The sequence below is a fragment of the Halalkalibaculum sp. DA384 genome (genome assembly GCF_043951955.1).
Taxonomy (GTDB): Bacteria; Bacteroidota; Rhodothermia; order Balneolales; family Balneolaceae; genus JAMQKA01.
On the sequence record NZ_JBINJE010000003.1, the window covers coordinates 204,796 to 227,905 of the forward strand.

23 protein-coding genes are annotated in these 23,110 nt (G+C 50.3%); 10 read left to right on the forward strand and 13 right to left on the reverse strand.

From position 1 onward, the window contains the following. Window positions 1–10 precede the first annotated feature (10 nt). The 3 genes from ACG2E4_RS03260 to ACG2E4_RS03270 all read left to right on the forward strand — a co-directional run bounded on the left by ACG2E4_RS03260 (window position 11) and on the right by ACG2E4_RS03270 (window position 3,791). On the forward strand, window positions 11–1,771 hold the full coding sequence (locus ACG2E4_RS03260; protein WP_395275696.1) for a SurA N-terminal domain-containing protein: 1,761 nt from the start codon (window positions 11–13) through the stop codon (window positions 1,769–1,771). Between the two features lie 208 nt (window positions 1,772–1,979). After that, window positions 1,980–3,110, forward strand: coding sequence for a bifunctional diaminohydroxyphosphoribosylaminopyrimidine deaminase/5-amino-6-(5-phosphoribosylamino)uracil reductase RibD (gene ribD, locus ACG2E4_RS03265; protein ID WP_395275697.1), 1,131 nt, complete (start codon window positions 1,980–1,982; stop codon window positions 3,108–3,110). Between the two features lie 84 nt (window positions 3,111–3,194). After that, a complete protein-coding gene (locus ACG2E4_RS03270) occupies window positions 3,195–3,791 on the forward strand; it encodes a riboflavin synthase (protein ID WP_395275698.1) in 597 nt (198 codons plus the stop codon). A 154-nt stretch (window positions 3,792–3,945) separates the two neighbouring features. Here ACG2E4_RS03270 and ACG2E4_RS03275 read toward each other — a convergent pair whose 3' ends face one another. Both ACG2E4_RS03275 and ACG2E4_RS03280 read right to left on the reverse strand, forming a co-directional pair. Beyond that, window positions 3,946–6,750 (reverse strand): putative LPS assembly protein LptD, encoded by a 2,805-nt coding sequence (locus ACG2E4_RS03275; RefSeq protein WP_395275699.1) that lies wholly within the window; start codon window positions 6,748–6,750, stop codon window positions 3,946–3,948. Between the two features lie 83 nt (window positions 6,751–6,833). Next, a complete protein-coding gene (locus ACG2E4_RS03280; protein WP_395275700.1) occupies window positions 6,834–7,139 on the reverse strand; it encodes a septum formation initiator family protein in 306 nt (101 codons plus the stop codon). 312 nt (window positions 7,140–7,451) lie between these two features. Here ACG2E4_RS03280 and ACG2E4_RS03285 point away from each other — a divergent pair, with 312 nt between their 5' ends. Further along, entirely contained in the window at window positions 7,452–8,378 is a 927-nt protein-coding gene (locus tag ACG2E4_RS03285; RefSeq protein WP_395275701.1) for a bile acid:sodium symporter family protein, read from the forward strand. Between the two features lie 74 nt (window positions 8,379–8,452). Here the strand turns inward: ACG2E4_RS03285 and ACG2E4_RS03290 are convergent, their stop codons facing one another. The 8 genes from ACG2E4_RS03290 to ACG2E4_RS03325 all read right to left on the reverse strand — a co-directional run bounded on the left by ACG2E4_RS03290 (window position 8,453) and on the right by ACG2E4_RS03325 (window position 13,842). Then, the gene (locus ACG2E4_RS03290; RefSeq protein WP_395257358.1) at window positions 8,453–8,827 is read right to left on the reverse strand and encodes a YraN family protein; all 375 of its coding nucleotides are present in this window, start codon (window positions 8,825–8,827) and stop codon (window positions 8,453–8,455) included. Further along, window positions 8,817–9,425 carry a GbsR/MarR family transcriptional regulator gene (locus ACG2E4_RS03295; RefSeq protein ID WP_395257360.1) on the reverse strand — a complete coding sequence of 203 codons (609 nt, stop codon included), beginning with the start codon at window positions 9,423–9,425 and terminating at the stop codon, window positions 8,817–8,819. Before ACG2E4_RS03295 ends, ACG2E4_RS03290 begins: the two co-directional genes overlap by 11 nt. Before the next feature lie 20 nt (window positions 9,426–9,445). After that, entirely contained in the window at window positions 9,446–9,718 is a 273-nt protein-coding gene (locus tag ACG2E4_RS03300) for an FmdB family zinc ribbon protein (protein ID WP_395257362.1), read from the reverse strand. 100 nt (window positions 9,719–9,818) lie between these two features. Further along, window positions 9,819–11,012 carry a pyridoxal phosphate-dependent aminotransferase gene (locus ACG2E4_RS03305; RefSeq protein WP_395257364.1) on the reverse strand — a complete coding sequence of 398 codons (1,194 nt, stop codon included), beginning with the start codon at window positions 11,010–11,012 and terminating at the stop codon, window positions 9,819–9,821. Window positions 11,013–11,246: 234 nt separating this feature from the next. Then, a complete protein-coding gene (gene coaD / locus ACG2E4_RS03310) occupies window positions 11,247–11,747 on the reverse strand; it encodes a pantetheine-phosphate adenylyltransferase (RefSeq protein ID WP_395275702.1) in 501 nt (166 codons plus the stop codon). Between the two features lie 85 nt (window positions 11,748–11,832). Further along, window positions 11,833–12,381 (reverse strand): 16S rRNA (guanine(966)-N(2))-methyltransferase RsmD, encoded by a 549-nt coding sequence (rsmD, locus tag ACG2E4_RS03315; protein ID WP_395275703.1) that lies wholly within the window; start codon window positions 12,379–12,381, stop codon window positions 11,833–11,835. A 114-nt stretch (window positions 12,382–12,495) separates the two neighbouring features. Next, window positions 12,496–13,359, reverse strand: a complete 864-nt coding sequence (locus ACG2E4_RS03320) for a hypothetical protein (protein ID WP_395275704.1) — start codon at window positions 13,357–13,359, stop codon at window positions 12,496–12,498. A 6-nt stretch (window positions 13,360–13,365) separates the two neighbouring features. Then, complete coding sequence (locus tag ACG2E4_RS03325) at window positions 13,366–13,842, reverse strand: hypothetical protein (protein WP_395257372.1); 477 nt, start codon at window positions 13,840–13,842, stop codon at window positions 13,366–13,368. A gap of 357 nt (window positions 13,843–14,199) precedes the next feature. Between ACG2E4_RS03325 and ACG2E4_RS03330 the strand changes: the two genes are divergently transcribed. The 6 genes from ACG2E4_RS03330 (at window position 14,200) to ACG2E4_RS03355 (ending at window position 19,517) form a co-directional block, all read left to right on the forward strand. Next, on the forward strand, window positions 14,200–15,498 hold the full coding sequence (locus ACG2E4_RS03330) for an MATE family efflux transporter (protein ID WP_395257374.1): 1,299 nt from the start codon (window positions 14,200–14,202) through the stop codon (window positions 15,496–15,498). A gap of 88 nt (window positions 15,499–15,586) precedes the next feature. Continuing rightward, window positions 15,587–16,090 (forward strand): SixA phosphatase family protein, encoded by a 504-nt coding sequence (locus tag ACG2E4_RS03335; protein ID WP_395257376.1) that lies wholly within the window; start codon window positions 15,587–15,589, stop codon window positions 16,088–16,090. A gap of 343 nt (window positions 16,091–16,433) precedes the next feature. Next, entirely contained in the window at window positions 16,434–16,781 is a 348-nt protein-coding gene (locus ACG2E4_RS03340; RefSeq protein ID WP_395257378.1) for a hypothetical protein, read from the forward strand. A 12-nt stretch (window positions 16,782–16,793) separates the two neighbouring features. After that, window positions 16,794–17,966, forward strand: a complete 1,173-nt coding sequence (locus ACG2E4_RS03345; protein WP_395275705.1) for a LysM peptidoglycan-binding domain-containing protein — start codon at window positions 16,794–16,796, stop codon at window positions 17,964–17,966. Then, on the forward strand, window positions 17,963–18,694 hold the full coding sequence (locus ACG2E4_RS03350; protein ID WP_395257382.1) for a CPBP family intramembrane glutamic endopeptidase: 732 nt from the start codon (window positions 17,963–17,965) through the stop codon (window positions 18,692–18,694). Before ACG2E4_RS03345 ends, ACG2E4_RS03350 begins: the two co-directional genes overlap by 4 nt. Window positions 18,695–18,941: 247 nt before the next feature. Continuing rightward, window positions 18,942–19,517, forward strand: coding sequence for a sigma-70 family RNA polymerase sigma factor (locus ACG2E4_RS03355; protein ID WP_395257384.1), 576 nt, complete (start codon window positions 18,942–18,944; stop codon window positions 19,515–19,517). 227 nt (window positions 19,518–19,744) lie between these two features. Here the strand turns inward: ACG2E4_RS03355 and ACG2E4_RS03360 are convergent, their stop codons facing one another. The 3 genes from ACG2E4_RS03360 to clpP form a co-directional block, all read right to left on the reverse strand. Beyond that, entirely contained in the window at window positions 19,745–21,046 is a 1,302-nt protein-coding gene (locus ACG2E4_RS03360) for a sensor histidine kinase (protein ID WP_395275706.1), read from the reverse strand. 159 nt (window positions 21,047–21,205) lie between these two features. Next, the gene (clpX, locus tag ACG2E4_RS03365) at window positions 21,206–22,459 is read right to left on the reverse strand and encodes an ATP-dependent Clp protease ATP-binding subunit ClpX (protein WP_395257388.1); all 1,254 of its coding nucleotides are present in this window, start codon (window positions 22,457–22,459) and stop codon (window positions 21,206–21,208) included. 15 nt (window positions 22,460–22,474) lie between these two features. Continuing rightward, window positions 22,475–23,104, reverse strand: a complete 630-nt coding sequence (gene clpP, locus ACG2E4_RS03370) for an ATP-dependent Clp endopeptidase proteolytic subunit ClpP (RefSeq protein ID WP_395275728.1) — start codon at window positions 23,102–23,104, stop codon at window positions 22,475–22,477. Window positions 23,105–23,110: the final 6 nt, after the last annotated feature.

Here is a 23,110-nt window from a genome sequence, read left to right on the forward strand (position 1 = left end):
AATGGAGAGAATGAGAAAGAACACCGGGATAATCCTTTGGGTGTTGATTTTCTCTTTTGGTGTACTTTGGATTTTGGCTGACACACAGGTTTTTGATGCCATGCAGGCAGGTCCCCGCTCCCTGGGCAGTGTCAACGGGGATCCCATTTCGATGGAAGAATACAACAGCAGAATTAGCGGATATATCGATCGCTATTCGCAGCAGACCGGCAACTCCATCACCCCGGAGATGCGGGCTTACTACGAGGATCAGGCCTGGAATGAACTTGTAACCAGCAAGCTGTTGCAACAAAAGATGAGCGAGCTGGGAATCACTGTGACCGACCAGGAGGTTGTTGAGATGATCACCGGGGAAAATCCGGATCCGTTTATACGGCAACAGTTTCAGCGCGAGGATGGCACCATCGACCGGGTCGCCCTCCAGGCGGCTATTGAATCACCTGAAAACAGCCAGGTGTGGGTGATGATTGAACAGCAACTGCGCCAAAAGCGGCGCCAGGAAAAGATGAACAATTTTGTGCAGTCTTCAATGGTCGTCAGCAGCCATGAAGTTGAGCAGCAGTATCTGCGCGACAACACCACGGCCGACATCTCGTACCTGCGATTCCCCTATGCAGAAATTCCGGACAGCACTATTGAAGTTACCGAAAGCGACCTGCGGGAATATTACAATAACAACCAGGATCGCTACGAACAGAATGAGTCCTACCGGTTCAAATACGTAAGTTTTGACAAAACGCCGACCAGTGAAGACACCGCACGTACGTTCCGCGACCTGCGCAACATCCGCGACGATTTCGCACAGGCTGAAAATGATTCGTTATTCCTCTTCCAGCAGCAATCGACAACCGAATACAGCGCAGAATTTGTGGACAAGACGGAAATTCGGGAGGAATTCCGGCCGGTTCTGGACCTCGAGAATGGAGAGGTTAGTGAACCGATTCAAACCGGGGGAAAAGTAAACCTGCTGAAGAAAATAGATGAAACGCCGGAGCAGGTGAAGTTTGTTGTCCTCAGCTATGATATCCGGGCGGATCCCATAAACACAGTGGATGCCAGAGCCCAGGATGCGGATGATTTCAGTTATTTTGCCGAACAGAACGGATTTGAGGCCGAGGCTGAAAACAGCAATCTCCCCGTGCAGGAGGCATTTGCCACCAAAGACAATCCCTTTATTGCCGGCATCGGTCAAAGCCGGCAGATTTTAAACTACCTGGAAACATCCACGGAAGGAGATATCTCTACTCCCCTGGAGCTGAGCGGCCAGTTTGTCGTGCTCAAAGTGGATGAGATTATTCCAGAGGGCGTCCGACCGTTCGAGGAGGTCAGGGATCAGATTCACAACGTGGTACTGAATGAAAAACGCAAGGAGCAGGTGGCACAGCAGGTTCAGAACATGATCGACTCCAACTCCACGCTTGAGGCACTGGCCAGTGCTTCGGGCAAAGAGGTTATGACACAGGAAGGACTTCGAAAAAGCTCCGTGGTCATACAGGGGGCCGGCCGCGAGCCGGAAGTGATCGGTGCTGTATTTGGCCTGGATGAAGGGGAGACCTCAAACGTTCTCAAAGGCAACAGTGCTGTATTTGTAGTACGGGTTGAGAGCAAACGTGAGGCTGACCTGCAGGATCTGACCACCAGCACCCGGCAGCAGATTCGTCAGCAGCTTCAGCAGCAAAAAAGCAAATCCTACATGCAGGTATGGATGGAACAGCTCAGGGCTGACGCCGATATTGAAGACAACCGCGCACAACTGCTCCGCCAGGGCTAAATCCCATAAAAGTATAAAACAACGTTTTTTAAACACCGGGCAAGAGGAGCGATCTTCTTGCCCTTTTTATTTATCCGGTATCGTGGCAATGAAAACCCTGAAACTTCTGTTTTGGCAAGCGTAGAGGTTTTGTTTGATATGGTATCGGTCAAAATACTGATTTTTTAACAGCCTGCAGACCATCAATTTCTAATTCTATCTTACATCCTTGAGTTCACAAAGCTATAGCGAATCCGACAGAAAATGGATGAAGCTTGCCCTCGAAATAGCAGAGCGGGGAGCGGGCTACGTCTCTCCCAATCCCAAAGTGGGATGCGTCATTGTTTCCGGAGAGGGAAAAAAAATCAGTCAGGGCTACCACGAGCGCTACGGGCAGGCACACGCCGAAGTAAATGCCGTACAAAAAGTGAAAGATAAGGCGCTGTTGAAGGGGGCTACCGTGTACATCACCCTGGAACCTTGTGCCCATCACGGGCAGACGCCCCCCTGCTGCGAGATGCTCGGGGAACTCCCGATACGCCGGGTGGTGGTGGCGATGAAGGATCCCACCCAAAAAGTTAACGGCAAGGGTATCAAATACCTGCGGAATCGCGGTATTACCGTGGATGTTGGCCTGATGAAGGAAGAGGCGGAACAGTTGAATGAATTTTTTCTGCACTACCAGCGGTATGATCGTCCCTTTGTTACACTTAAAATTGCCCAAACTGCCGACGGATATATCGCCGCGCCGGATGGCGATTCCCAATGGATCTCCGGGCAGGCGGCGCGCGAGCAGGTGCATCGATGGCGAAGCCATTATGATGCCGTGATGGTCGGGCGCAACACGGCCCTGCTTGACAATCCACGCCTCACGGTACGCCACGTGGAGGGGCGGCAGCCGCGCCGTATAGTAATCGACGGTCCCCTGGAGCTTCCGAAAGATCTCAACCTGTTTACAGATCAATATGAAGAAAATACGATCGTCATTACCCACAACCGAAAAAAGTATGAAGAGAAAGCCGACCCGATGCTGAACATGCTGCAGTCCAACTACTTCCGGGGACAGACACTGCTGGTTCCCGAAGTTGAGGGGCACAGCGATCTGGAGTCGGCCATGCAGGGGCTCGCAGAGCTGGATATTACTTCAATCCTGGTGGAGGCGGGGCAGTCGCTCGCTACTGCGCTTATCAGGCAGCGGCTGGTTGACAAGCTGGAACTTTTTATCTCACCAAAGCTGTTGGGCGGCGGTACGCGCAGCTTGCTGGGCCTGGGCATCAATCGGATGAAGGAGATCATTGAACTCCGGGAGGAAACCTGGCAGCGGGTGGGAGACGACCTCCTACTGACCGGATATCTTTAATTATCAAATGCTAACTGGAATGTTCTATAACCAAAGTACACGAGCTACGGTTGAACATTCCCAATTATTTCAACAGACCAACAGATGTTTACTGGAATTATCGAAGAGACCGGGCTGATAAACCAGATAACCGAGCTGAACGGCGGCAAGGAATTTATCATATCAGCAGCATTTTCCGAAGAACTTAAAATCGACCAAAGTATCAGTATCAACGGGGCGTGTCATACCGTGACGAAATGTAATGAAACATCTTTCACTGTACAGAGCGTGGAAGAAACCCTGCGTAAAACAACGATGGGCAATTTGAGAGAGCAGGAGACGGTCAACCTGGAGCGCTCCATGACGATGGACAAACTGCTGGACGGGCACATCGTACAGGGGCATGTTGACTGTGTCGGCACTATTACCTCAATCGAGGTGGAAGGCACCGACCACCTGCTCACTGTAGAATACCCCGGGGAGCATAAAAATCTTATCGTCGGCCGCGGGAGCATCGCCCTGGACGGCATCAGCCTTACCGTTGCGCGGGAGACCGTACCGCAGTTTACCGTCGCCATTATCCCGTACACTTGGGAACACACCAATCTGCAAAACAAAGAAGAAGGCGATATGGTGAACCTGGAATTTGACGTGCTGGGGAAATATGTGGCACGAAATTTGGAGGTGAAAGGTGAGGTGTGAGACGTCAGACGTGAGAGGTGAGAGGTTGTCAGATGTCAGGCGGGGGCTATTTCGACGTTTTATGACAAAATTATGGGTTGAGATTGCATATTTCGTAATAAAGATTGTTTGGAGATAATGGTCAACCAGTATCAGAAATCCAGTCCGGAACACCTCAGAATCCGTAACCGCCGCGGCCGCGTCCGGTTGGTGAGGAGCTGCGTTCCAGGTTGTTGAGTCCCGGTAGTTTCTGGATAATACCGGCCAGCTGACCGCTGTCTACGCTCAGGCGAAAGAAAAAATACTGGAAATCGCCAAATGGATTCATTTCAAACGAAAGATTCCAGCAATGCAGATCCCTGCTCAGGGAAAACCGGGATGGCGTGAGCCCTTCGTCAATAAAGTCATATCCAAGCTGTGTGCTGAACTGCCACTTGGGAGTCAACCGAAACTGGATGTTGTTGGCGTTAAGCGTAGCCGAAGTGTTGGGAGATCCATTTGGGTTAAGCGACCAGCGATAGCTAAAGTTGAACGAGACCCTCAGCGGCGAATTCAACGGCTGCACCGGGCGCCGGTTGAAACGGGGATCAAAGCCCCGGAACATCCGCTGGTTAAAGGGGTCATAGCTCGCGGGATAGCTCGGCTCCCCCATCTGGATGCCCTGTCCCCGGCCGCCCCAGTCGAACGAGGTGCTCGCACTGACGCTCCAGTTCGTCGGTTCCAGAAGTCGGTTCCCTTTTTCCCACAAAAAGTTGTCGATTTTTCGGCCGTTTTCATCCCGCTGATAAAAATTAAACCGCGCACTGGCCCGGATATTCACACCCTCCACCACCGACGTTGAAAAATTCGCATTCAGGTCACTGAGCTTGATACTGTCGGCCGCAAAATTGTAATTCGTTGAAAAGTTGAGCTGATCAACAAGCCTGATGTTCCGTTCATTTTTTTCCCCGAGCGAATCGCGCTTTACCTGTTTGGCTTCAAACACGTTGTCCAGGCTAAAGCTCAATGAGCGGGACTCTCCGCTGCCCGGGCCCCTGAACACCTCATCCTCAAAAATGGAATATTTCTGCGTGCGGTTGCCTGTCGAATCGGTTTGGACCTCGCGGTAATAGCCCCAATAGTCGCTGCTGAAATCCGGCCTGTAGTTAAAGGAAAGCGTAGGCCGAACCGTATGCCGGAAGGCCGTGATATTGCCGATATTCTGGTTCCACAACCCGTAGAAGGTGGTGTTCATGCTCAGGCCGGTATTAAAATCGCGGGCCGACTCAAACCCCCGCACCTTTTCCGTCTCCACCCTGTTGGAATCGGGATTAAACGTCTTGCGGATGCTGGTGGGAAACCAGTACTCGTTGTAGTTCAGGCTCGGGTTTAAATTCACAAAATTGCCCGGCCACAGGTCACCGAGGCTGAAACTCAAATTCTGTTCAAACCCGTAGCGAAAATGCTCGTCGCTTCCCGTGGCTTCCCGGTACTTGGCGGGATCAAAAAGAGCTTCAAGCCAGTTGATCCTGGCAGAGTCTCCGCGGGTGGGCTGAAACTCGTAGTCCGACTCAAACTGGTTTTGATACCGAATACTGAGCTGTTCCCAGAAGGTGGGATCTCCCCCGGTTCGATTTCCACTGGAAAATGGCGAAAACTGCTCCAGGCTAAAATTCATTTTGGGACCGGACAGCCGTACCGTATTGGTCCTGAAGTTCTGGTTTTGATTGGCGGAGATACTGAAATTATAGGCATTTTCGGGATGGCGGTACCGGTAGTTTAAGCTGGAACTGGTGCTGGTTTGAGCCCGCTCGTTGGGATCGTAGGAGTTACGTTTGAAATAATTCGAGGTTCGATAATTTATGTTTGTCGAAAAGCTGGCATACGGCGAAATGGTCTGGCTGTGATTTATGCTCACCCGTTTGGCAACCGTGGTATTGAAACCGGGATCGGTGGCCTCGAGGCTGGAGTTCTCGCGCGAATACCCGACCTGAACACTGCCGTTAAACCGATCCCTCACATTGTACTGGGAGCTGGCATCCAGGAAGAAGGTCCCGGAGGTAAAAATATCTACAGAGGCCTGGCCCACGAGGTGTTCATTAAAATGCTGAAACCATCCCAGGTTTTGCAGACCCAGCCCCCTTGAATCGGTCTCCTGGAAGGCGTACGTGGGCTGCAGGAGACCCGACTGCCGCTGGTCGATGCCCTTGAGAGGGAGGTATCCGAACGGGAACACCAGCGGGTAGGGGATATCGAGAATAAAGAGCCGGGCCCGGGTAAAGAACACTTCATCCCGGTCCACCACTTTCATCCGGTCGGCCTTGATATAATAGTGGGGATGATCCAGCGTACAGGTGGAGTAGATGCCATCTTCCACGAAGACGGTGTGCCGATCGGCATTTTTGACTCTTTGGCCGATCAGGTTTCCCTGTTGCATCTTCGTACGCGCAACTTCGAACCGCCCTTTCTCCGATTGGTAGTTAAAACTGATGCTGTTGCTTCGTATGCGTTCCTGCTCTCGCTGCAGCACCGGCTGTGAGAGGGAATCTTCCGGGGTCTGGGTACTGGCATTGACCTCATGCCTGTTCAGGTCCATCGTTATTTTTCCCGCTGTAAGTTCACCCGAGGTGTGGGTCACCTTCGACTGACCGTAGAGCGTGGCATTACGCTGGTTTTTAAAGTTGAACACCAGGGAATCACGCGCAGAAAAGTTGACTTGCCCCTCCTGCTGGGGCTGTCCTCCTCCAGGTCCCGCGCCCATCTGCCCCTGTTGGCCTGCACGCTGCATCTGTTGACGCTGCTGCTGTTGCAGGTCAGGAGTCTGGCGAGCGTCTTGCAGGGTATCTGTCTCTACGGTATCGGGCTGAGCCTGATCGACCTGGGCATACAATCTTTCAGCAGAACCCAGCAGGAACAACAGCAGCAGTGCGCCGACGCAACTCTTCGTATGTAGACCCACCACATTATCCATAAAAAATGAAGCTGCAATACCATTTATCATCAGAAGAGTAATAACCCAAAAAAGAACGATAAATTATAGTAGAAAAGAGAAGCGGCAGACAAACAGTTGTAAAGGAGAATGCATTACTCTTGTTCACGGATCTTGTACACCACGTCCCCTTCTTTGCGCATTCCGTATTCCTCGCGGGCGATCCGTTCCAGCAGTGCGGAATCTGATTTCAGATCTTCAATCTTGTCTTTTAACTCGACAGTTTCAGCTTCCAGTTGCCGGGTTTTCAGCTTTAGATCCTCCTTGCGTTCACTCAGCTGGTACCGCGTAAGCAGGCTGTAAGTATCGATAAATGCAAACCATACGAATACAAACCCTCCCAGGACCAGGAGAAGAAAAGACTTGCGCCAGTTCAGGGGGTTGATCAATTTCCAGTTCATCAAATGGGGTGCTAAAAAGCTGATATTTATCGGTAATGGACCTCAAAATAGTGCAATTTTCGTAATAATAGCAATTTTAAAGCTGAGCTAATGATTAAAATTATGCGATCCTGTATAACATCTCTTGCCACCCCTAAAGCATCGGCTTTCTGTCTGCCGGGTGTTGTTGCAAAAATTACTATTTCGGCTTCCCGGTTTGCCGCACATCGGTTGCCGAAATCCCCAAAAAGTTTTGTATCCTTCGGCACCGTAGGGTTCTGTATCAGGATCATTTAATATAAGAAACAGTAGTTTTTCGAACGGATCTACGCCATGAATGAATCTATTGACGCCCTGCAGCTAAATTTGGGGGACGGCGGGTTGCTGGCCATGAATATTTCCCTGGCGTTCATCATGTTCGGAGTGGCGCTGGAGCTGACTGTCGACGACTTCAGGCGATTGGCTAACGAGCACAAATCCACGCTTGTCGGTGTCTTTTCCCAGTTTATTATATTGCCGGTGCTCACCTTTCTTCTGGTTCTTTTTTTTGAACCTCATCCCAGCATGGCGCTTGGCATGTTTATGGTTGCTGCGTGTCCGGGCGGCAACATTTCCAACTTTTTCTTCCTGCTCGCCAACGGCAATGCCGCACTTTCAGTGACGATGACCGCCATTGCCACGCTCGGGGCCATCCTGATAACACCATTCAACTTTACCTTGTGGGCCAGCTTTTATGAGCCCACTGGTGTTATGCTCAAAGAGATCCATATCAACCTCTGGGAAGTCTTTAAAATTATCGGGTTAATTTTGGGGATACCGTTGTTGCTGGGCATGACGGTACGGCACTTCAGGGAGCCGTGGGCTACGAAGATATCGAGCTGGATCAAGGGTTTCGGCATTCTCTTTTTCTCTGCCTTTGTGCTTGTGGCTTTTGCCATGAATTACGATAATTTTATCAACTACGTGCACCTTGTTATCGGACTCGTCTTTTTCCACAACGCCTTTGCCCTGACCGGCGGCTACGGGCTGGCATCAATTTTTGACTTGTCAAGGTCCGATCGCAAATCGATCGCCATTGAAACCGGTATTCAGAACTCCGGACTGGGTCTACTGCTTATTTTTAACTTTTTTGATGGCCTGGGTGGCATGGCCCTGGTGGCGGCGTGGTGGGGCATCTGGCATATTGTTACCGGCCTTGCCCTCGGGTGGTACTGGTCTGTGGGCAAATCAACCCTACAGCGGGTATTCAGCAATGCATAAAAAATCAGGACCCGGCTTTGGAGTAACTAATTCACAATCAGCCTTGTCATGCATGAAGGGCTACACTTAATTGGTTAATTGGTCATCCAGAAGGCGTTCTCAAAATGTTTGAAACGGGGAGCTTCATTCTCCTTTTGTACAATTGATATGACGTCAAAACGGACCGGTGCTCCATCCATCTTTCTCTCGTAGAGCCAGGCTTCGGCCGCCTTGAAAATATTCTGCTTTTTCTGCTCCGAAATAGCGTCCTCAGGTTCTCCGAAGGTGGTATCCGATCGGTATTTCACTTCCACGAAAACGATCTGCTTCTCATCGTAGGCTACGATATCGACCTCGGCGCGCTTAAAAAAATAGTTGCGTTCCAGAACCGTGTACTCCTTCGATTCCAGGTAGGAAGCCGCCAGGTCTTCACCCTCGTCGCCGATCTGTCGCGGGTGCTTACTGGTCATCGTCCACCGGCAGTTTGATGGTATCAGGCAGTTTTCCTTTCATCGACTCTTTCAATTCCGCCAGCTTTACCAGTTGCTTTAAAAATTTCAGGTTGTTTTTGTTGATGTAGGGCAGGAGGGCGGACGTAAAGCGTTCAAACATCTCCAGGAAAGTCATAAAATTTTCGATCCGCTCCCTGAACTCCTGTTCCTCTTCTGTCTGGGCACCGCCTTCGGCTTCAAACACCTCCAGGCATTCCTGCAGGTTTTGCCGGATCGGGGCCACCTCCCGCTGCTGCCGCTCGCGAACAATGGTGGATACGATATTCCAGACATCCTTTTCCGCCGTGTAATAGTCCTTGCGTTTGCCCTTGAAATGGACTTTGTGGATGAGCTGCCAATTCAGCAGGTTACGCAGGTTCATGTTGGCATTTCCCCGGCTGATATCCAGCTGCTCCATAATCGTGTCGGTATCCAGCGGGTCGGCCTCGGCGTACAGGAGCGCATGAATCTGGGCCATCGTCTTGTTGATTCCCCACGCCGACGCCATTTCTCCCCAAAGCAACACAAATTGCTCTAACGCCTGCTTGTGCTGTTCTGAGCGGGTTTGTTGACTCACGGCGGATTATCCTGTGCTGGTTAGCTGCTTTCGGAAGTGGAAGATTCAGTCTTCGATTCGGATGCAGATGCAGCTGCTCCGTTTCCGGCCGATCCATTGCCGTTTTTCTGCTCTTTTCTCTTGTAATCGGTGATGTAAAAGCCGTCACCCTTATACACCACGCCTCCTCCACCGGTGATCAAACGCTTTACTTTTTGACCGGTTTCGGGGCATTTTTCCAGCGGGTCATCGTTGATCCCCTGGGTAACTTCAAAGGTGGATCCGTCTTCTCGTTTGTATTCGTATGTAGGCATAGTTATTCAATTTGTTAAGGGTTTAGGGCACTAACTAAACATAAAGCGTGCCAAAATCACCTTTTTGTACAAAAATTCAGTGTTACAACACCATTTCAGGTCAGGAAAGTTCGCTCAGTCCTTTTTCAAGCCGCCGCACACCCTCTTCCAGCTCCTCCATGGCAGACGCATAACTCAGCCGGATGCCGTTGGGTTCACCAAAGGCGTCGCCGGGCACCGCCGCAAGTCCCACTCCGTCCAGCAGGTAGAGGCAGAGGTCCGTCGTCGTCTCGATTCTGTTCCCGTCCGCACCGGTCTTCCCGAGATGTTCCGAAACGTCCGGGAACACGTAAAACGCCCCGGCCGGCTTAAAGCACTTTACGCCATCGATCGCCGAGAGTACATCCACGATGTAATTCCTGCGCTTTTCAAACTGGTCACGCATCTTGTGTACCTCTTCAAGGGAGCCGGTGTACGCCGCTTCACCCGCTTTCTGCGAGATGGCGGAGGGAGCCGACGTTTCCTGGCTCTGAATCTTGGATACGGCATTAACCACCTCTTCCGGTCCGGCCATATATCCCAGCCGCCAGCCGGTCATGGCAAATCCCTTGGAGAAACCATTGATGACGAGTGTCCGGTCCTTCAGTTCGGGTGCAACCTGCAGGATGCCGTCATGATCTCCCTCGTAGTTGATATATTCATAAATTTCATCCGAAATAATGACCACGCCGGGATGGTTGACCAGTACGTCCGCGAGACCGCGCAGTTCATCGGCGGTGTAGCGGGTGCCGGTGGGATTGGAGGGTGAACAGAGGATAAGCGCCTTGGTTTTATCGGTGATCGCCTCTTCGAGCTGCACTGGCGTCATTTTATAGTCGTTTTCAAAAGCGGTGCGCACGGTCACGCTTGTACCTTCGGCCAATTTGACCATCTGTGGATATGACACCCAGTAGGGAGCCGGTATAATCACTTCGTCACCGGGATCGATAAGCGCCAGCATGCTAAATCCCAGCGACTGCTTGGCACCGTTGCTGACGATTACCTGTGAGGGATCGAAATCCAGCCCGTTATCTCGCTTCAGCTTGCCCGCAATCGCTTCCCGGAGTTCGGGGGTCCCGGTGTTCATGGTATACCCGTGAAAGCCATCGTTAATCGCCTTGATGGCAGCATTACAGATATGTTTCGGGGTTTGAAAATCGGGCTCTCCCGCGCTGAGAGAAACGATGGAACGTCCCTCGCGCTTCAGCTCTTTGGCACGGGCGGAAATTTTCAGCGTTTCTGAAGGTGACAGTTCTTGTGCTCGTTTTGATATCATAAGTGAATGTATTGGGATTTAACAAATAAATGTCGACAATGACCGCTGAAAATAGCAAAAGATGGGTTGGATTTCTATAGATTTGGGAAATAACAGATACCAATTTTCAATGAGCCGGAAATGTGTTGCACCAGCAGCTAATTATCCAGGAGCATACTGTATATTTCCTACTATTTTTCTGGGTGATAAACAGCGCCTCATCCAAATACGCAGTACGCAATACAAAATACGTTCTCATTGCTCGTTATCTTTATAATAGTCTCGAAGCGCCTTTGCCACATGCTCTGGCACAAAAGATGAGAGATCTCCATCCCAGTAGGCCACCTCTTTTACGAGCGAGGCGGAAATGAAGGTCAACTGTTCGTTGGGCATCAGGAAAACGGTATCCACATCGGGAGCCAGGCGGCGGTTGGTGAGCGCCATGCGGAACTCATACTCAAAATCGGATATCTGTCGTACCCCCCTGACCAGTGTCTGCGCACCCTTTTCCCGTGCAAAGTCGACCAGCAGGCCGGTAAACTGCTCAACCTGCACATGCCCGGACCACTCCTTGCCTTCCAGGCATTTGCGGATCAGGGCTTCCCGCTTGTCGCCGGAAAATACGGTGCTCTTGCGGTTATTTACAGCAATGGTCACAATGATGGTATCAAACAGTTCGGTAGCCCGCTCCAGAATATCGAGATGACCATAGGTGATGGGATCGAATGAGCCGGGGTAGAGTGCCAGAGTTTTCATAGGCGGCAATTTGATTAACAATTAGTCAGTGTGCAAAGCGCAACATACTGCGGAAGCGGCGGAACTCCACAGTGGCAATAATCGCTTATTCCGGCTCCTCCTGCAAAAATATACTTACGATGGTTCTGCCGTAGGCTTTCGAAAAAAAGCAATTGGGGTGCTCTGTAAAATCGTGGCGCTTGTCGTGTTCAAGTACAAACCAGCCGCGGTCATTCAGCCATCCCTTTTCCAGGATTGTCTCAATCATTTGCTCCATGCGGGGATATTCGTAGGGAGGATCCGAAAAAATAATGTCGTAAGGCAGGGGCGGGCCATCCAGAAAGTCGGCCACATCCGCTACCGCTGTGCGAATTTGATCCTCAATATCAAACTCCCGGCCGAGCTCTTCAATATGGCGAATGTTAAAGTGATCGTTATCTACAAACAGCACCCTGGAGGCCCCGCGTGAGATCGCTTCAACCCCGAGGTTCCCGGAGCCTGCAAAAAGATCCAACACATTGGCATCGCGGATATACCGGCGCGCCTCGATCACAGAAAAGAGCCCCTCCTTGGTACGATCAGAGGTAGGACGCACCTTCAGCGTTTTGGGAATATTAATTTTTCTTCCTTTCAGCGTACCGGTAATAATTCGCATAATCCATTCAACGGTTTAACAAAAGCTGCTGTATTCAGAGATAATATAAAATAGAAAATTTTACTCCCTGCGTCACTCCCCGTTTGTTTATTTTCGTGCCGGACAGGGCGGAATTTACTCCTCCAGTGCCAGCATAATCGCCGGGAAGGCACATGCCAGGCTAAAGCCGTATGAGGTTTCTTCAGCCTCAACTTTCATCTTTTGGAGAGAATCCATCTTTATGATCTCTGAAGCCTCATCATCCCAGAACGGCTGTAAAATATCTATAATGCGAAAGGCCTTCACGCCATATACATATACCTGCTCGTGCAATCCCGTCATCCAGTTGAGTTGCCTGGCATTTTGCAGCCAAAGGTACGGCAGGTCTTCAGGCTCATCAAACTTCAGGTAGGTAGCCCCCCGGAGCTTTCCCAACACAAATGAACTGACGGCAATGGCATTGTGGAAACAGCCGATGGTCATGTACGAGCCTTTCACTTCGCTGTGCCTGCTCCAGCGGCTCCCGATCTCAAAATCGCTGATCAAATCGGTTGTAGAGGCGCTTGATGCCAGCTTCTGAAGTCCTCCCAGCTTTTCCCGATTCCTCAACAGCAAAAACTTGAACTTCTGGTTACTGAGATTATACCACGTGGGCTCAATTTGGCTTCGGTCGATACCCTGCATAAGGATGTTGATATGGTCCTCCCGTTCATCGGGCTTGTCATAGACCACTTTTGGGAAGGTTGTCCAGCATTCCTGGGTGGGAAACGAGAGCACACGAATATGATTAATGCCGAACTCCTCTTTCAAACGGACAACGGTGTTTTTAATGCCCCGGAAGTTGTGCTGATCCCCCTCCAGGAGGGCTCCCGGCAGATCAAAATTAAAATCCACCGATCCAATCCGCGCAAGTGTCGCCTGTTTTTTCGGTTTACTTACGGCATAAAAGAGCTGATTGTCAAAAAAACAGAGCCCAAGGCTTGGATTCGGTGGTGTCATCCTTGATCATTCCCAGGAAGCTGCGTTCAACAGCGTCGTCTGCTCAAGAGAACCGATTCTGTCATCCGTATCCGGATCTTCCAGCAGGTAAATTTGGGGACGAAGCGTATCGTTGAGTGTGTACTCGAAACGCTTTTCCGGTGAACGCGGAGAGTAAATAATAGAATCCGGATCGTAGGTACTTGGAGGCAGCTCCGTGAAAAGCGAGTCGCCTTCAGCAACCATCAGGGAATCTGTTTTCAGGAACTGAACCAGGCTGTCAAGCCCGCCCTGAGTGGGAGGAAAATCTCCCCTCGTGTTTTTATACTGTTGAAGGGCATCCCTCACATTCGACATCCGGTGACGAACCCGTTCCGTCATCTGTTCGCGTTCAAGAACTTCCTCGTAGGGATCAACAATGGCGTGGTAGAGAAAATACCCCAAAACAAGAATGATGATCCCTAAAATAATACTTAACAGTTGATTGCGCTGTTCAATATTCATCTTATGCTGTATTCCTTAAACGTGGTTTCAGAAAATTGACTTTGAAAATACATGCCGACCTCATGATATGCAACTCTAACTGGCAAAAGCAACTGTGGAAAACAAAGTTTAACTTCTGCACCCTTTTCAGAAGATATCGGCACCTGTCCCTGACTCTTCGGAATATCACCGTTGTCAATCAAAATAACAAAGGGAATTTTTCGGTGGCGGGTGGCTGTTGCCCGGATGGTGGCTCACCTCTGCCGACTATCTGACAGAAGTAAGGAAATTCCGATATTTCTCCTAAAATGGTATATAATTTTTTACTTTCCCGCCTTTCATTATCCACAAGAAGTATTCAGCAATACAGCATCCCCGTTGAACCGCAAGATACTAAACCTGGCAATACCAAATATCATCAGCAATCTATCGGTCCCCCTGCTTGGGGTCGTAGACACCGCTCTTGTCGGCCACCTTGATGAAGTGTACTATCTTGGGGCCATCGCGGTGGGGGGCATGATCTTCAATTTTCTTTTTTGGGGATTCGGCTTCCTGCGCATGGGGACCACCGGCCTGACCGCACAGGCGTTTGGGGAAGAAGATCGCCCTGAAAGCGTGCTGATACTGGCACGGGCTCTTTCCGTCGCCGCACTGTTCAGCGTACTCATCATTCTGCTGCAGACCTGGATTGCCGAGCTGAGCTTCTGGCTGGTGGAGGCTTCTCCAGAGGTGGAGCGTTATACTGAAATTTACTTTGACATCCGTATTTACGCGGCCCCTGCCACGCTCGGGCTCTATGCCATCAACGGGTGGTTCCTGGGGATGCAGAATGCCCGCTACCCGATGATCGTTACCGTTTTCCTGAACGGACTCAATATCGGGCTCGATTTCCTGTTTGTATACGGGATGGGAATGCATGTGGATGGTGTTGCCACCGGCACGCTGATCGCCCGCTACGCCGGCATAACGCTGGCCATCGTACTGCTGGTATGGAAATACCGCGACTGGCTGAGCGCGTATCTCCACGAACGACTGATGGAGCTGGGGGCCATCAAAAAGTTTTTTGCCGTCAACCGGGACATCTTTATCCGCACGCTCTGCCTTATCTTCACTTTTTCCTTTTTCACTGCCAAGTCCGCAGAATTCGGAGACGTAATTCTGGCCGCCAACAGTATTCTCCTGCAGCTTTGGATGATCGTCTCCTACGGGGTTGATGGGTTTGCTTACGCCGCAGAAAGCCTGGTTGGTCGGTTTACCGGGTCCAGAGACCGTAAAAAGGTAAAACTGGCCGTACAATACTGCTTTAGCTGGGGAATCGGCATCGGAGTAGGGGCATCGGCCTTTTACTGGCTGTTTGACACCTCGCTCCTGGCCCTCTTCACTGATCAACAGGCGGTGATCGATACGGCACTCACCGTGTTTTTCTGGACGGTTGCGGGACCCACGGTCAGCAGTTTTTGCTATATATGGGACGGCATTTTTATCGGGGCAACTGCCACCGGACCGATGCGAGACTCCATGTTAATCGCTACACTGGCTGTTTTTCTCCCAGCCTACTACCTGGGCGTGGGATATCTCGGCGTTCACGCCATCTGGCTGGCCATGGTCTTGTTTATGATCGCCCGGGGTGTTACACTTACCCTGTACGCACCCAACAAGATTTTAGCTGAAATATAAAATCCTCCGGGTACCACACGTTTGGACCTGTTCCCGGTTCCGAATTGGAAATGAGAAGCTCCCGATATACCAAATAAACAGACTTGCTATGAAACAGATACTTCTTCTCCGGCATGCAAAATCATCATGGGAAATTCCCCACCTCAAAGATTTTGACCGTCCCCTCGCCGCCCGGGGTCAGAAGGATGCGCCCCGTATGGGCAGGTTTCTCAAAAAAACCGGGTATTTACCTGGACTTGTGATCTCTTCCCCGGCTGAGCGGGCCAAAGAAACTACGCAACTCTGCCTGGAAGCCGCCGGACTTGATGAAGATCTCATCACCTGGAATGACAATCTTTACTATGGTACGGCAGGAGATTATCTCGATGCGATTCAACAGGTCCCGAAAAACATTGAATGCATCATGCTGGTGGGGCATAATCCCAAGATGGAGGATATCGCCAGCAGCTTGGGCGGAGAAGCCAATATTCGCGTGCCGACGGCAGCCCTTATCTGCTTTGAACAGCCGGCCAACCGGTGGGATCAAATCATACCGGGGCACCCCCAGCTTAAATGGATAATGATACCCAAACTCCTGAAAAAATTGATATGATTTTATTTTTCTCTACCCAGGAGCCCCGCTTCGCTGAATCCCTCAACTCCAGGAGGGCTATCTAAAGAGTATTGGTTCATGAATATAGTGGTAATGTGGGGATACAGTTTTTTTCAGCTTCACGCCCGAAATTTCCGATACTCTATCCAAAACCTAATTACTGTTGAATAACAAATACAACTATTATCGGAATACGGGATAAACGTCATTAATTGGGGCTTTGAGATGGTTCCTGTAAATTGGCAGTTCCTGCTTCCTGTCAACCGAGGTTTCAGGTTCACATATTTTCCTTATTTTCGAATAGTGTTTAACATAATAAAATGGGTGCACTCATAATCTAGTGATGGCAGAAGATCGAGATAATGCCCGGCTTAAAACGCTGGCACAAAATATTAAGAAGGATCCCGACGATTCTTTTTCGAAATTCGCTCTGGCCCTGGAATTCAACAAAAGGGACCAATATGACAAGGCGCGGGTTCTTTTTGAATCGATCCGCAACAATGATCCCGAATATGTAGGCGTCTATTACCACCTTGGTAAAACGTATGAGCTGTTAGGTTTGAACCAACAGGCCCAAATCACCTATACTGAAGGGATTGAGATCGCCTCATCCAATAATGCGAAAGAGCGTACCGTTTCTGAGTTAAAAGAGGCGCTTGCCGAACTAAACATGGAATTGCGTAATGATTGAACGACGATGAATATGAAAAATAATTATGGCAGTAAGCAGATGAATCGTATTGGCCATTCTATCCACACCCTGTTCAAGGCGGGATTGATCCTGGTTTTGCTGCTGGGATGGCACTCCGCGGCGCAGGCCCAGGGGCAGCAGACCCATACGGTCAGGGCCGGGGAAACGCTTTTCAACATCTCCAAACAATATGATGTGAGTGTGCAGCAGCTCCGGGAGTGGAACGATCTTCAGAACGATGAGCTCCGTGTAGGACAAACGCTGGTGGTGGGGCAACCTTCCGGCGAACCGCCGACCGACACCATCACGCACGAGGTACAGCCGCGCGAAACTCTTTTTTCAATTTCCAAACAGTACCAGGTCACCATACCGGAATTAAAACGCTGGAATGACCTCTCCGGGAACGATCTTGAAATTGGCCGTGAGCTCACCATCTATCCTTCTGAAAGCCCATCGGGTGCCCTTCCCGACACCGCCGGCCGTTCACTGGTGGTCAACACCCCGGCCAGCAGCAACACCTACTATACGGTCAAAAGTGGAGATTCATTGTACAAGATTGCCAGAGAACACAACATGACCATTGATGAGCTAAAATCACTGAACGATCTCACCTCCAATACCATCCGTGTAGGCCAACAGCTTACCGTTCGAAAAGTGGGGCAGGCCGCTCCCTCCGTGGCAGAAAACATCGAAAACTCGACTCCGCAAGGGGCGTTTGTAGTCCATACGGTTGAAAGCGGGAGCACTCTTCAGTCGTTGCTGAACCGGTTTGACATGACAGAACCCGAATTTCGGGCCCTCAATCCAGATATCTCTTCCATCCAAAGCGGGCAGCAAGTCACCGTGTTACTGCCTCCTTCCCGGTCGCATCCTAACCCCTATTCCGTCAAGTCAAACCTGAAGAATCTGGGACAGACCCTGGTAAGTGTCTACAGTGAAAATCAAATCGGGACCACAACCACCAGCGGCGAACTTTACAACCCCGACGAGTTAACCGCTGCCCATTCCAATATTGCACTCGGGAATGTGATATTCGTACAAAACCCCGGTAACAGCAAAGGAATCTACGTGCGCATCAACGACCGGTTCTCCGGAGAAGGGCTCAGGCTCTCGCACGCGGCCCTTCAGGCGCTGGAGCTTAACACATCAGGCAATGCTACTGTCAATATGTTTCAGGATCAATGAGCCACCATTTTTCGTCACTTAAAACCTATTTCAGGAATACCAATACCCTGCTCTACAGTTACCTGATCAGCCTTCCGCTGCTTTTGCTGTACGAGGTGCTCATTTTTATATCCCAGCCAGACTCCTCCCAGGTGGTTCGTATTTCGGTGGATGTGTGGATTAAATCGCTGTTCTCGAACTTTGGACAGGATGTACTTTCCATCACGCTCATATTCGTTGCGCTGCTGGGTATGTATATCCTGTACCGCGACCGCAGCAAGCTGCGTACTCTCAACATCTCCTATTTCTTTTTAATGATCGCAGAGGCAACCGTCTATGCCTACCTGCTGGCCCTGCTGATCTCGCAAACTCTTGACGCGCTTCTGCAAGTCGTACAGGTGCAGCCGATGGAATCACTTACCACGCTGCAGCAGCTTGCCCTTTCCCTTGGTGCAGGTCTGTATGAGGAGCTTTTTTTCCGTGTTATCCTGGTTTCCGCCCTTATATTTGTCTTCAAATATCTTTTCAGTAAAAAGTGGATGGCGGTTACCTCCGCCGTACTGCTGGCAGCCGCTATTTTCAGTGCAGTTCATTACATCGGGGTGCTCGGCGACCCGTTCACCTTTGGCTCCTTCCTGTTTCGCTTTCTCTTCGGCCTGGCACTGAACGGAATCTACGTATGGAGAGGGTTTGGCCTTGCCGCATGGACCCATGCCATTTACGACATCATGGTCGTGGCATTCATGTAGACAGGCCATCGGCAACTTCATTCCCTCTTTACATCAGCGGATTATTTTCAGGGTTGTTAGAAAAGAATTACTGCTTATATCAATACAATCTATTTAAGTTTTAAACAGATTATTGATATACTCATAATTCAACATTGAACGACACGTAGAATCAAATGATTTCAGGTACTTTCGATAATTAATCGATATATTTATATAGCTGGTTCGAAGAGATACATTTAATTTTCAACAAAGGTGCCAGTTCGGGATGGCCGAATTAACCAAAGAAGAAGTACAAAAACAGGAAGATTTTGAGGAGGAAATTATTCCTCACCTGGATGCGCTGTACAATTTTGCGCTCCGATTAACCTCGGATCCCAATGATGCTGAGGATCTCGTGCAGGATACGATTGTCAAGGCGTTCCGTTTTTTCAGCAGTTATGAGAAAGGGACCAACGCCAAGGCCTGGTTGTTCCGCATCCTGAAAAACTCCTATATCAACAACTATCGCAAGCAGTCCAAACAACCCAACCAGGTTGATTACGACGAAGTTGCGACCTTCTACGAAACCATTCGCGCTGAACGTACCGACACCTCCGACCTTGAAGACCGGATGTTCCGCGAGCTGATCGATGACGACATCTCCAATGCCCTGGAAGAGCTTCCGGAAGATTTTCGGACTGTTGTACTCCTTTGTGACGTAGAAGGGTTTACCTACGAGGAGATTGCAAATATGCTTGATGTCCCGATCGGCACCATCCGTTCCCGCCTGCATCGCGGGCGAAACCTGCTGAAAGCAGAACTGATGGATTACGCACAAAAACGTGGCTACCAGCCTGACTAGTACCAGTCATCCATAACCAGTCGGGTTTACGGGACACTGGAACGCAGATGAGGCCGGATACTGCGGATTAACCACAGAATAGTTTTTCAAACAACCCTTTCAAATGATCGATCGGTGGTGTCCGCATTTCGTCCGTCTGCCAGTAACGGACGAAATCCACGGTTCGCCACTACACCAGCAGTAAACTTATCTGTGTCATTACTCAATAACTCGGTGGCCGGCGGGTATCACTGCGTTTTTTGATCCTCTTCCAAATCCAGTTTTAATACAATCCGGATGGTTGTTCCCTTGCCCTCTTCTGATTCAAGCACAAACAGCTTGCCCTTGTGATAATTTTCAATAATCCGGTTGGTCAGGCTCAGTCCTAATCCCCAGCCCCGTTTTTTGGTGCTGTACCCCGGTTTGAATATCTGCTGGTGATATGATTTTTCAATACCCACGCCGGAGTCCTCGATATCTATCATCAGGTCGTTTTCAATGCGCTTCGTTGTCACTTTCACATAGGCGGGTTCTCCGCTGATTTTTATGGCATCCATGGCATTTTTGAGCAGGTTTTCCACCGCCCATTGGAATAGTTCGGTATTAACCCTGGCTCGCAGGTTGTGGTCAAAATCGCGGCTCACCTCCACCTGCTTGCCCAGCTGGGGCAGCCGCTGTTCCATATAGTCGATCACCTGATCCAGCAAGGGACCGATACGCTGCGACTTCAACTCCGGCTCCGACCCGATTTTGTTAAACCGCTCCGCCACCCCCCGCAATCTGGAAATATCTTTCTCAAGTTCGTTGCATATCCGCTCCGTAAAATCGTCGCCCGCTTTCTCATCCCTGAGCAGTTCCACCCAGCCGTACAGGCTTGAAAGCGGCGTGCCCAGCTGATGGGCAGCCTCTTTTGTCATCCCCACCCATAAATTAGACTGCTCTGCCCGTGTAATCGTTCGGTAGCTCACGTAGGCGATTCCAAGCAGAAGGGCCAACAGGGTAAACTGGATATATGGAAAGTAGCGCAGCATCTGCACGGTGGGACTTTCCCCGTAGTACACATACTGCGTTTGCGAATAGGTGTTGTCTCCCACTTTTACCTCAATAGGATCGTTCATCGCCTTAAACCGTTCAATGAGATCCTGGTTCAGGTTAGATTCGTCCACATTGCGATTAAAAATAATTTCACCCCGTTCATCCACAATAATCGAAGGAATTTTAAACCGATCTTTAATAATCAGCTCCGAAGCGACGAAATTTTGGGATGTTCGGTCAGCCTCGGCCTCCTCAACCAGCGCAATGATACTGTCGGGAACAGCCGCGTATCGCTGGAGCTCATTCATGACAGTCAACAAATTTTGGCTGATCTCGCTGTGCACCGGTCGACCGGTATACTCAATAGCACGCGCCCAGAGCTCAACACTCAGCCGCTCCTGCTGCAATACCCGGTTAACCAGGTATTGGTTATAGGCAAAAGATCCAAGGCCAAGACAGATCAGCAGCCCGATCAAAACGATGTTGATTCTATTTGACGTGAGAAATTGCTTCATCCTGGGATTTCAACTATTAGCGGTACTGCCCTGAAGATCGGAATTATTCCATAACATGCAATATAAAAGCGCCGGACCGGTAATTCATGGGCTTGACAATAAAAAAGGCACCACCCGATACGGATGATGCCTGAATTACAATACATAATCAACGGCCTGTCATGCAGATGCTTTGCGCTTTTCGTAAACAGGCGGAGCATTGTTTTGGATCGTCTCGCGCGTGACCACGCAACGCTCCACATTTTTCATGGACGGCAGCGTAAACATGATATCGAGCATCGACTCCTCCATGATTGACCGAAGCCCTCTTGCCCCCGTCTTGCGGCGGAGTGCTTTCTTGACAATCTCTTCCAGCGCCTCCTCCTCAAAGATAAGTTCAACCCCTTCAAAGTTGAACAATTTTTTGTACTGTTTGACCAGGGCGTTTTTGGGACGCTGCAAAATTTCGATCATCGCATCCTTCGAAAGCTGGTGCAATCCCGCAATTACCGGCAGTCGTCCGATAAGCTCGGGGATGAGGCCATAGTTCTGGAGATCCTCCGGTTCCACGTGGGTAAAAATATCGGGATCCTCCTTGTCATACTTGATCTGCTCTTCCGAATGGAAGCCCATGGAGCTGACCGACAGCCGGCGGGCAATAATTTCTTCGAGTCCGCTGAACGCCCCGCCGCAAATAAACAGGATATTGGAGGTATCAATCTGGATAAAACTCTGCTCCGGGTGCTTGCGCCCGCCTTTGGGCGGTACATTCGCCACCGTTCCCTCCAGGATTTTCAACAGGGCCTGCTGTACGCCTTCCCCGGATACATCCCGCGTGATGGAAGGATTATCGCTTTTCCGGGCCACTTTGTCCACCTCGTCGATATAGACAATTCCGCGCCGCGCACGCTCCACATCATAATCAGCCGACTGCAGCAGGCTGGAAAGGATGCTCTCCACATCTTCGCCCACATATCCCGCTTCGGTGAGCACGGTGGCATCGGCGATGGTAAACGGTACGTCAATGACATTGGCCAGTGTGCGTGCCAGCAGCGTCTTTCCGCAACCGGTGGGTCCCAGCAGCATAATATTGCTCTTTTCCACAAGAGTATCGTCTATATCTCCCGAGAGCTCCCCCCCGATGCGCTTATAGTGATTATAGACAGCCACCGACAGAGTTTTCTTGGCCTGTTCCTGCCCGATTACATAGTCGTCGAGCCGTGCCTTGATCTCGGCCGGTTTCAGGATCGGCTTGAAGTTATGCTCCCGTTTTTTTGACATGGAAGCGAGATCACTTTTGACGATGCCCGAGGCATCAGCCACACAGCGATCGCAGATATACACATCATTCGGACCGGCCACCATGCTGTTTACCTCGTGGCTGGAGCGGTCACAAAAGGAGCAATGTATGGTCTTGTTTTTCTTATCACTCATAATATTGCGGTGATCTTACGAAGAGGATTCCTTCTTCTTCTCGTTCTTCATTACGTTATCTATCAGCCCGTAATCTACGGCTTCCTGGGCACTCATCCACTTGTTGCGGTCGGTATCCTCCATTACTTCTTCCGGATCCTTGCCGCTGTGGTCGGCCAGAATTTCACTGATAAGCTTTTTGATACGGATAATCTCCTGAGCCTCGATTTCGATGTCGCTGGCCTGCCCCTGCACCCCGCCGAGTGGCTGGTGAATCATAACCCGGGCGTTTGGCAGGATGTTGCGCTTGCCTTTTTGACCGGCAGCAAGCAACACCGCACCCATCGATGCCGCCATACCCACGCAGGTAGTGGCCACATCACAACTTACATACTGCATGGTATCGTAAATGGCGAAACCGGATGATACAACACCGCCCGGACTGTTAATATACAAATTAATATCCTTTTCGGGATCTTCGGCCTGCAGATACAGCATCTGGGCTACAATGGAGCTGGCTACGGCGTCGTTGACCGGGGTTCCCAGAATAATAATCCGGTCTTTGAGCAGACGGGAGTAGATATCATAGGCCCGCTCTCCCCGGTTGGTCGTTTCTACGACCATCGGGACTAAATTGTTGTTTTGAATTCGTTGCGTATCGCCCATTTCGGG

Excerpts from the sequence above, each read along its gene's own strand:
- ACG2E4_RS03320 (WP_395275704.1), bottom strand. The coding sequence starts at position 13,359 with ATGACACCACCGAATCCAAGCCTTGGGCTCTGTTTTTTTGACAATCAG.
- ACG2E4_RS03280 (WP_395275700.1), bottom strand. The coding sequence starts at position 7,139 with ATGAACTGGAAATTGATCAACCCCCTGAACTGGCGCAAGTCTTTTCTT.
- ACG2E4_RS03275 (WP_395275699.1), bottom strand. The coding sequence starts at position 6,750 with ATGATAAATGGTATTGCAGCTTCATTTTTTATGGATAATGTGGTGGGT.
- clpX (WP_395257388.1), bottom strand. The coding sequence starts at position 22,459 with ATGAGTGATAAGAAAAACAAGACCATACATTGCTCCTTTTGTGACCGC.
- ACG2E4_RS03345 (WP_395275705.1), top strand. The coding sequence starts at position 16,794 with ATGAAAAATAATTATGGCAGTAAGCAGATGAATCGTATTGGCCATTCT.
- ACG2E4_RS03340 (WP_395257378.1), top strand. The coding sequence starts at position 16,434 with ATGGCAGAAGATCGAGATAATGCCCGGCTTAAAACGCTGGCACAAAAT.
- ACG2E4_RS03270 (WP_395275698.1), top strand. The coding sequence starts at position 3,195 with ATGTTTACTGGAATTATCGAAGAGACCGGGCTGATAAACCAGATAACC.
- coaD (WP_395275702.1), bottom strand. The coding sequence starts at position 11,747 with ATGAAAACTCTGGCACTCTACCCCGGCTCATTCGATCCCATCACCTAT.
- ACG2E4_RS03285 (WP_395275701.1), top strand. The coding sequence starts at position 7,452 with ATGAATGAATCTATTGACGCCCTGCAGCTAAATTTGGGGGACGGCGGG.
- ACG2E4_RS03290 (WP_395257358.1), bottom strand. The coding sequence starts at position 8,827 with ATGACCAGTAAGCACCCGCGACAGATCGGCGACGAGGGTGAAGACCTG.
- rsmD (WP_395275703.1), bottom strand. The coding sequence starts at position 12,381 with ATGCGAATTATTACCGGTACGCTGAAAGGAAGAAAAATTAATATTCCC.
- ACG2E4_RS03350 (WP_395257382.1), top strand. The coding sequence starts at position 17,963 with ATGAGCCACCATTTTTCGTCACTTAAAACCTATTTCAGGAATACCAAT.
- ACG2E4_RS03325 (WP_395257372.1), bottom strand. The coding sequence starts at position 13,842 with ATGAATATTGAACAGCGCAATCAACTGTTAAGTATTATTTTAGGGATC.
- ACG2E4_RS03300 (WP_395257362.1), bottom strand. The coding sequence starts at position 9,718 with ATGCCTACATACGAATACAAACGAGAAGACGGATCCACCTTTGAAGTT.
- clpP (WP_395275728.1), bottom strand. The coding sequence starts at position 23,104 with ATGGGCGATACGCAACGAATTCAAAACAACAATTTAGTCCCGATGGTC.
- ACG2E4_RS03360 (WP_395275706.1), bottom strand. The coding sequence starts at position 21,046 with ATGAAGCAATTTCTCACGTCAAATAGAATCAACATCGTTTTGATCGGG.
- ACG2E4_RS03305 (WP_395257364.1), bottom strand. The coding sequence starts at position 11,012 with ATGATATCAAAACGAGCACAAGAACTGTCACCTTCAGAAACGCTGAAA.
- ACG2E4_RS03355 (WP_395257384.1), top strand. The coding sequence starts at position 18,942 with ATGGCCGAATTAACCAAAGAAGAAGTACAAAAACAGGAAGATTTTGAG.
- ACG2E4_RS03260 (WP_395275696.1), top strand. The coding sequence starts at position 11 with ATGAGAAAGAACACCGGGATAATCCTTTGGGTGTTGATTTTCTCTTTT.
- ACG2E4_RS03335 (WP_395257376.1), top strand. The coding sequence starts at position 15,587 with ATGAAACAGATACTTCTTCTCCGGCATGCAAAATCATCATGGGAAATT.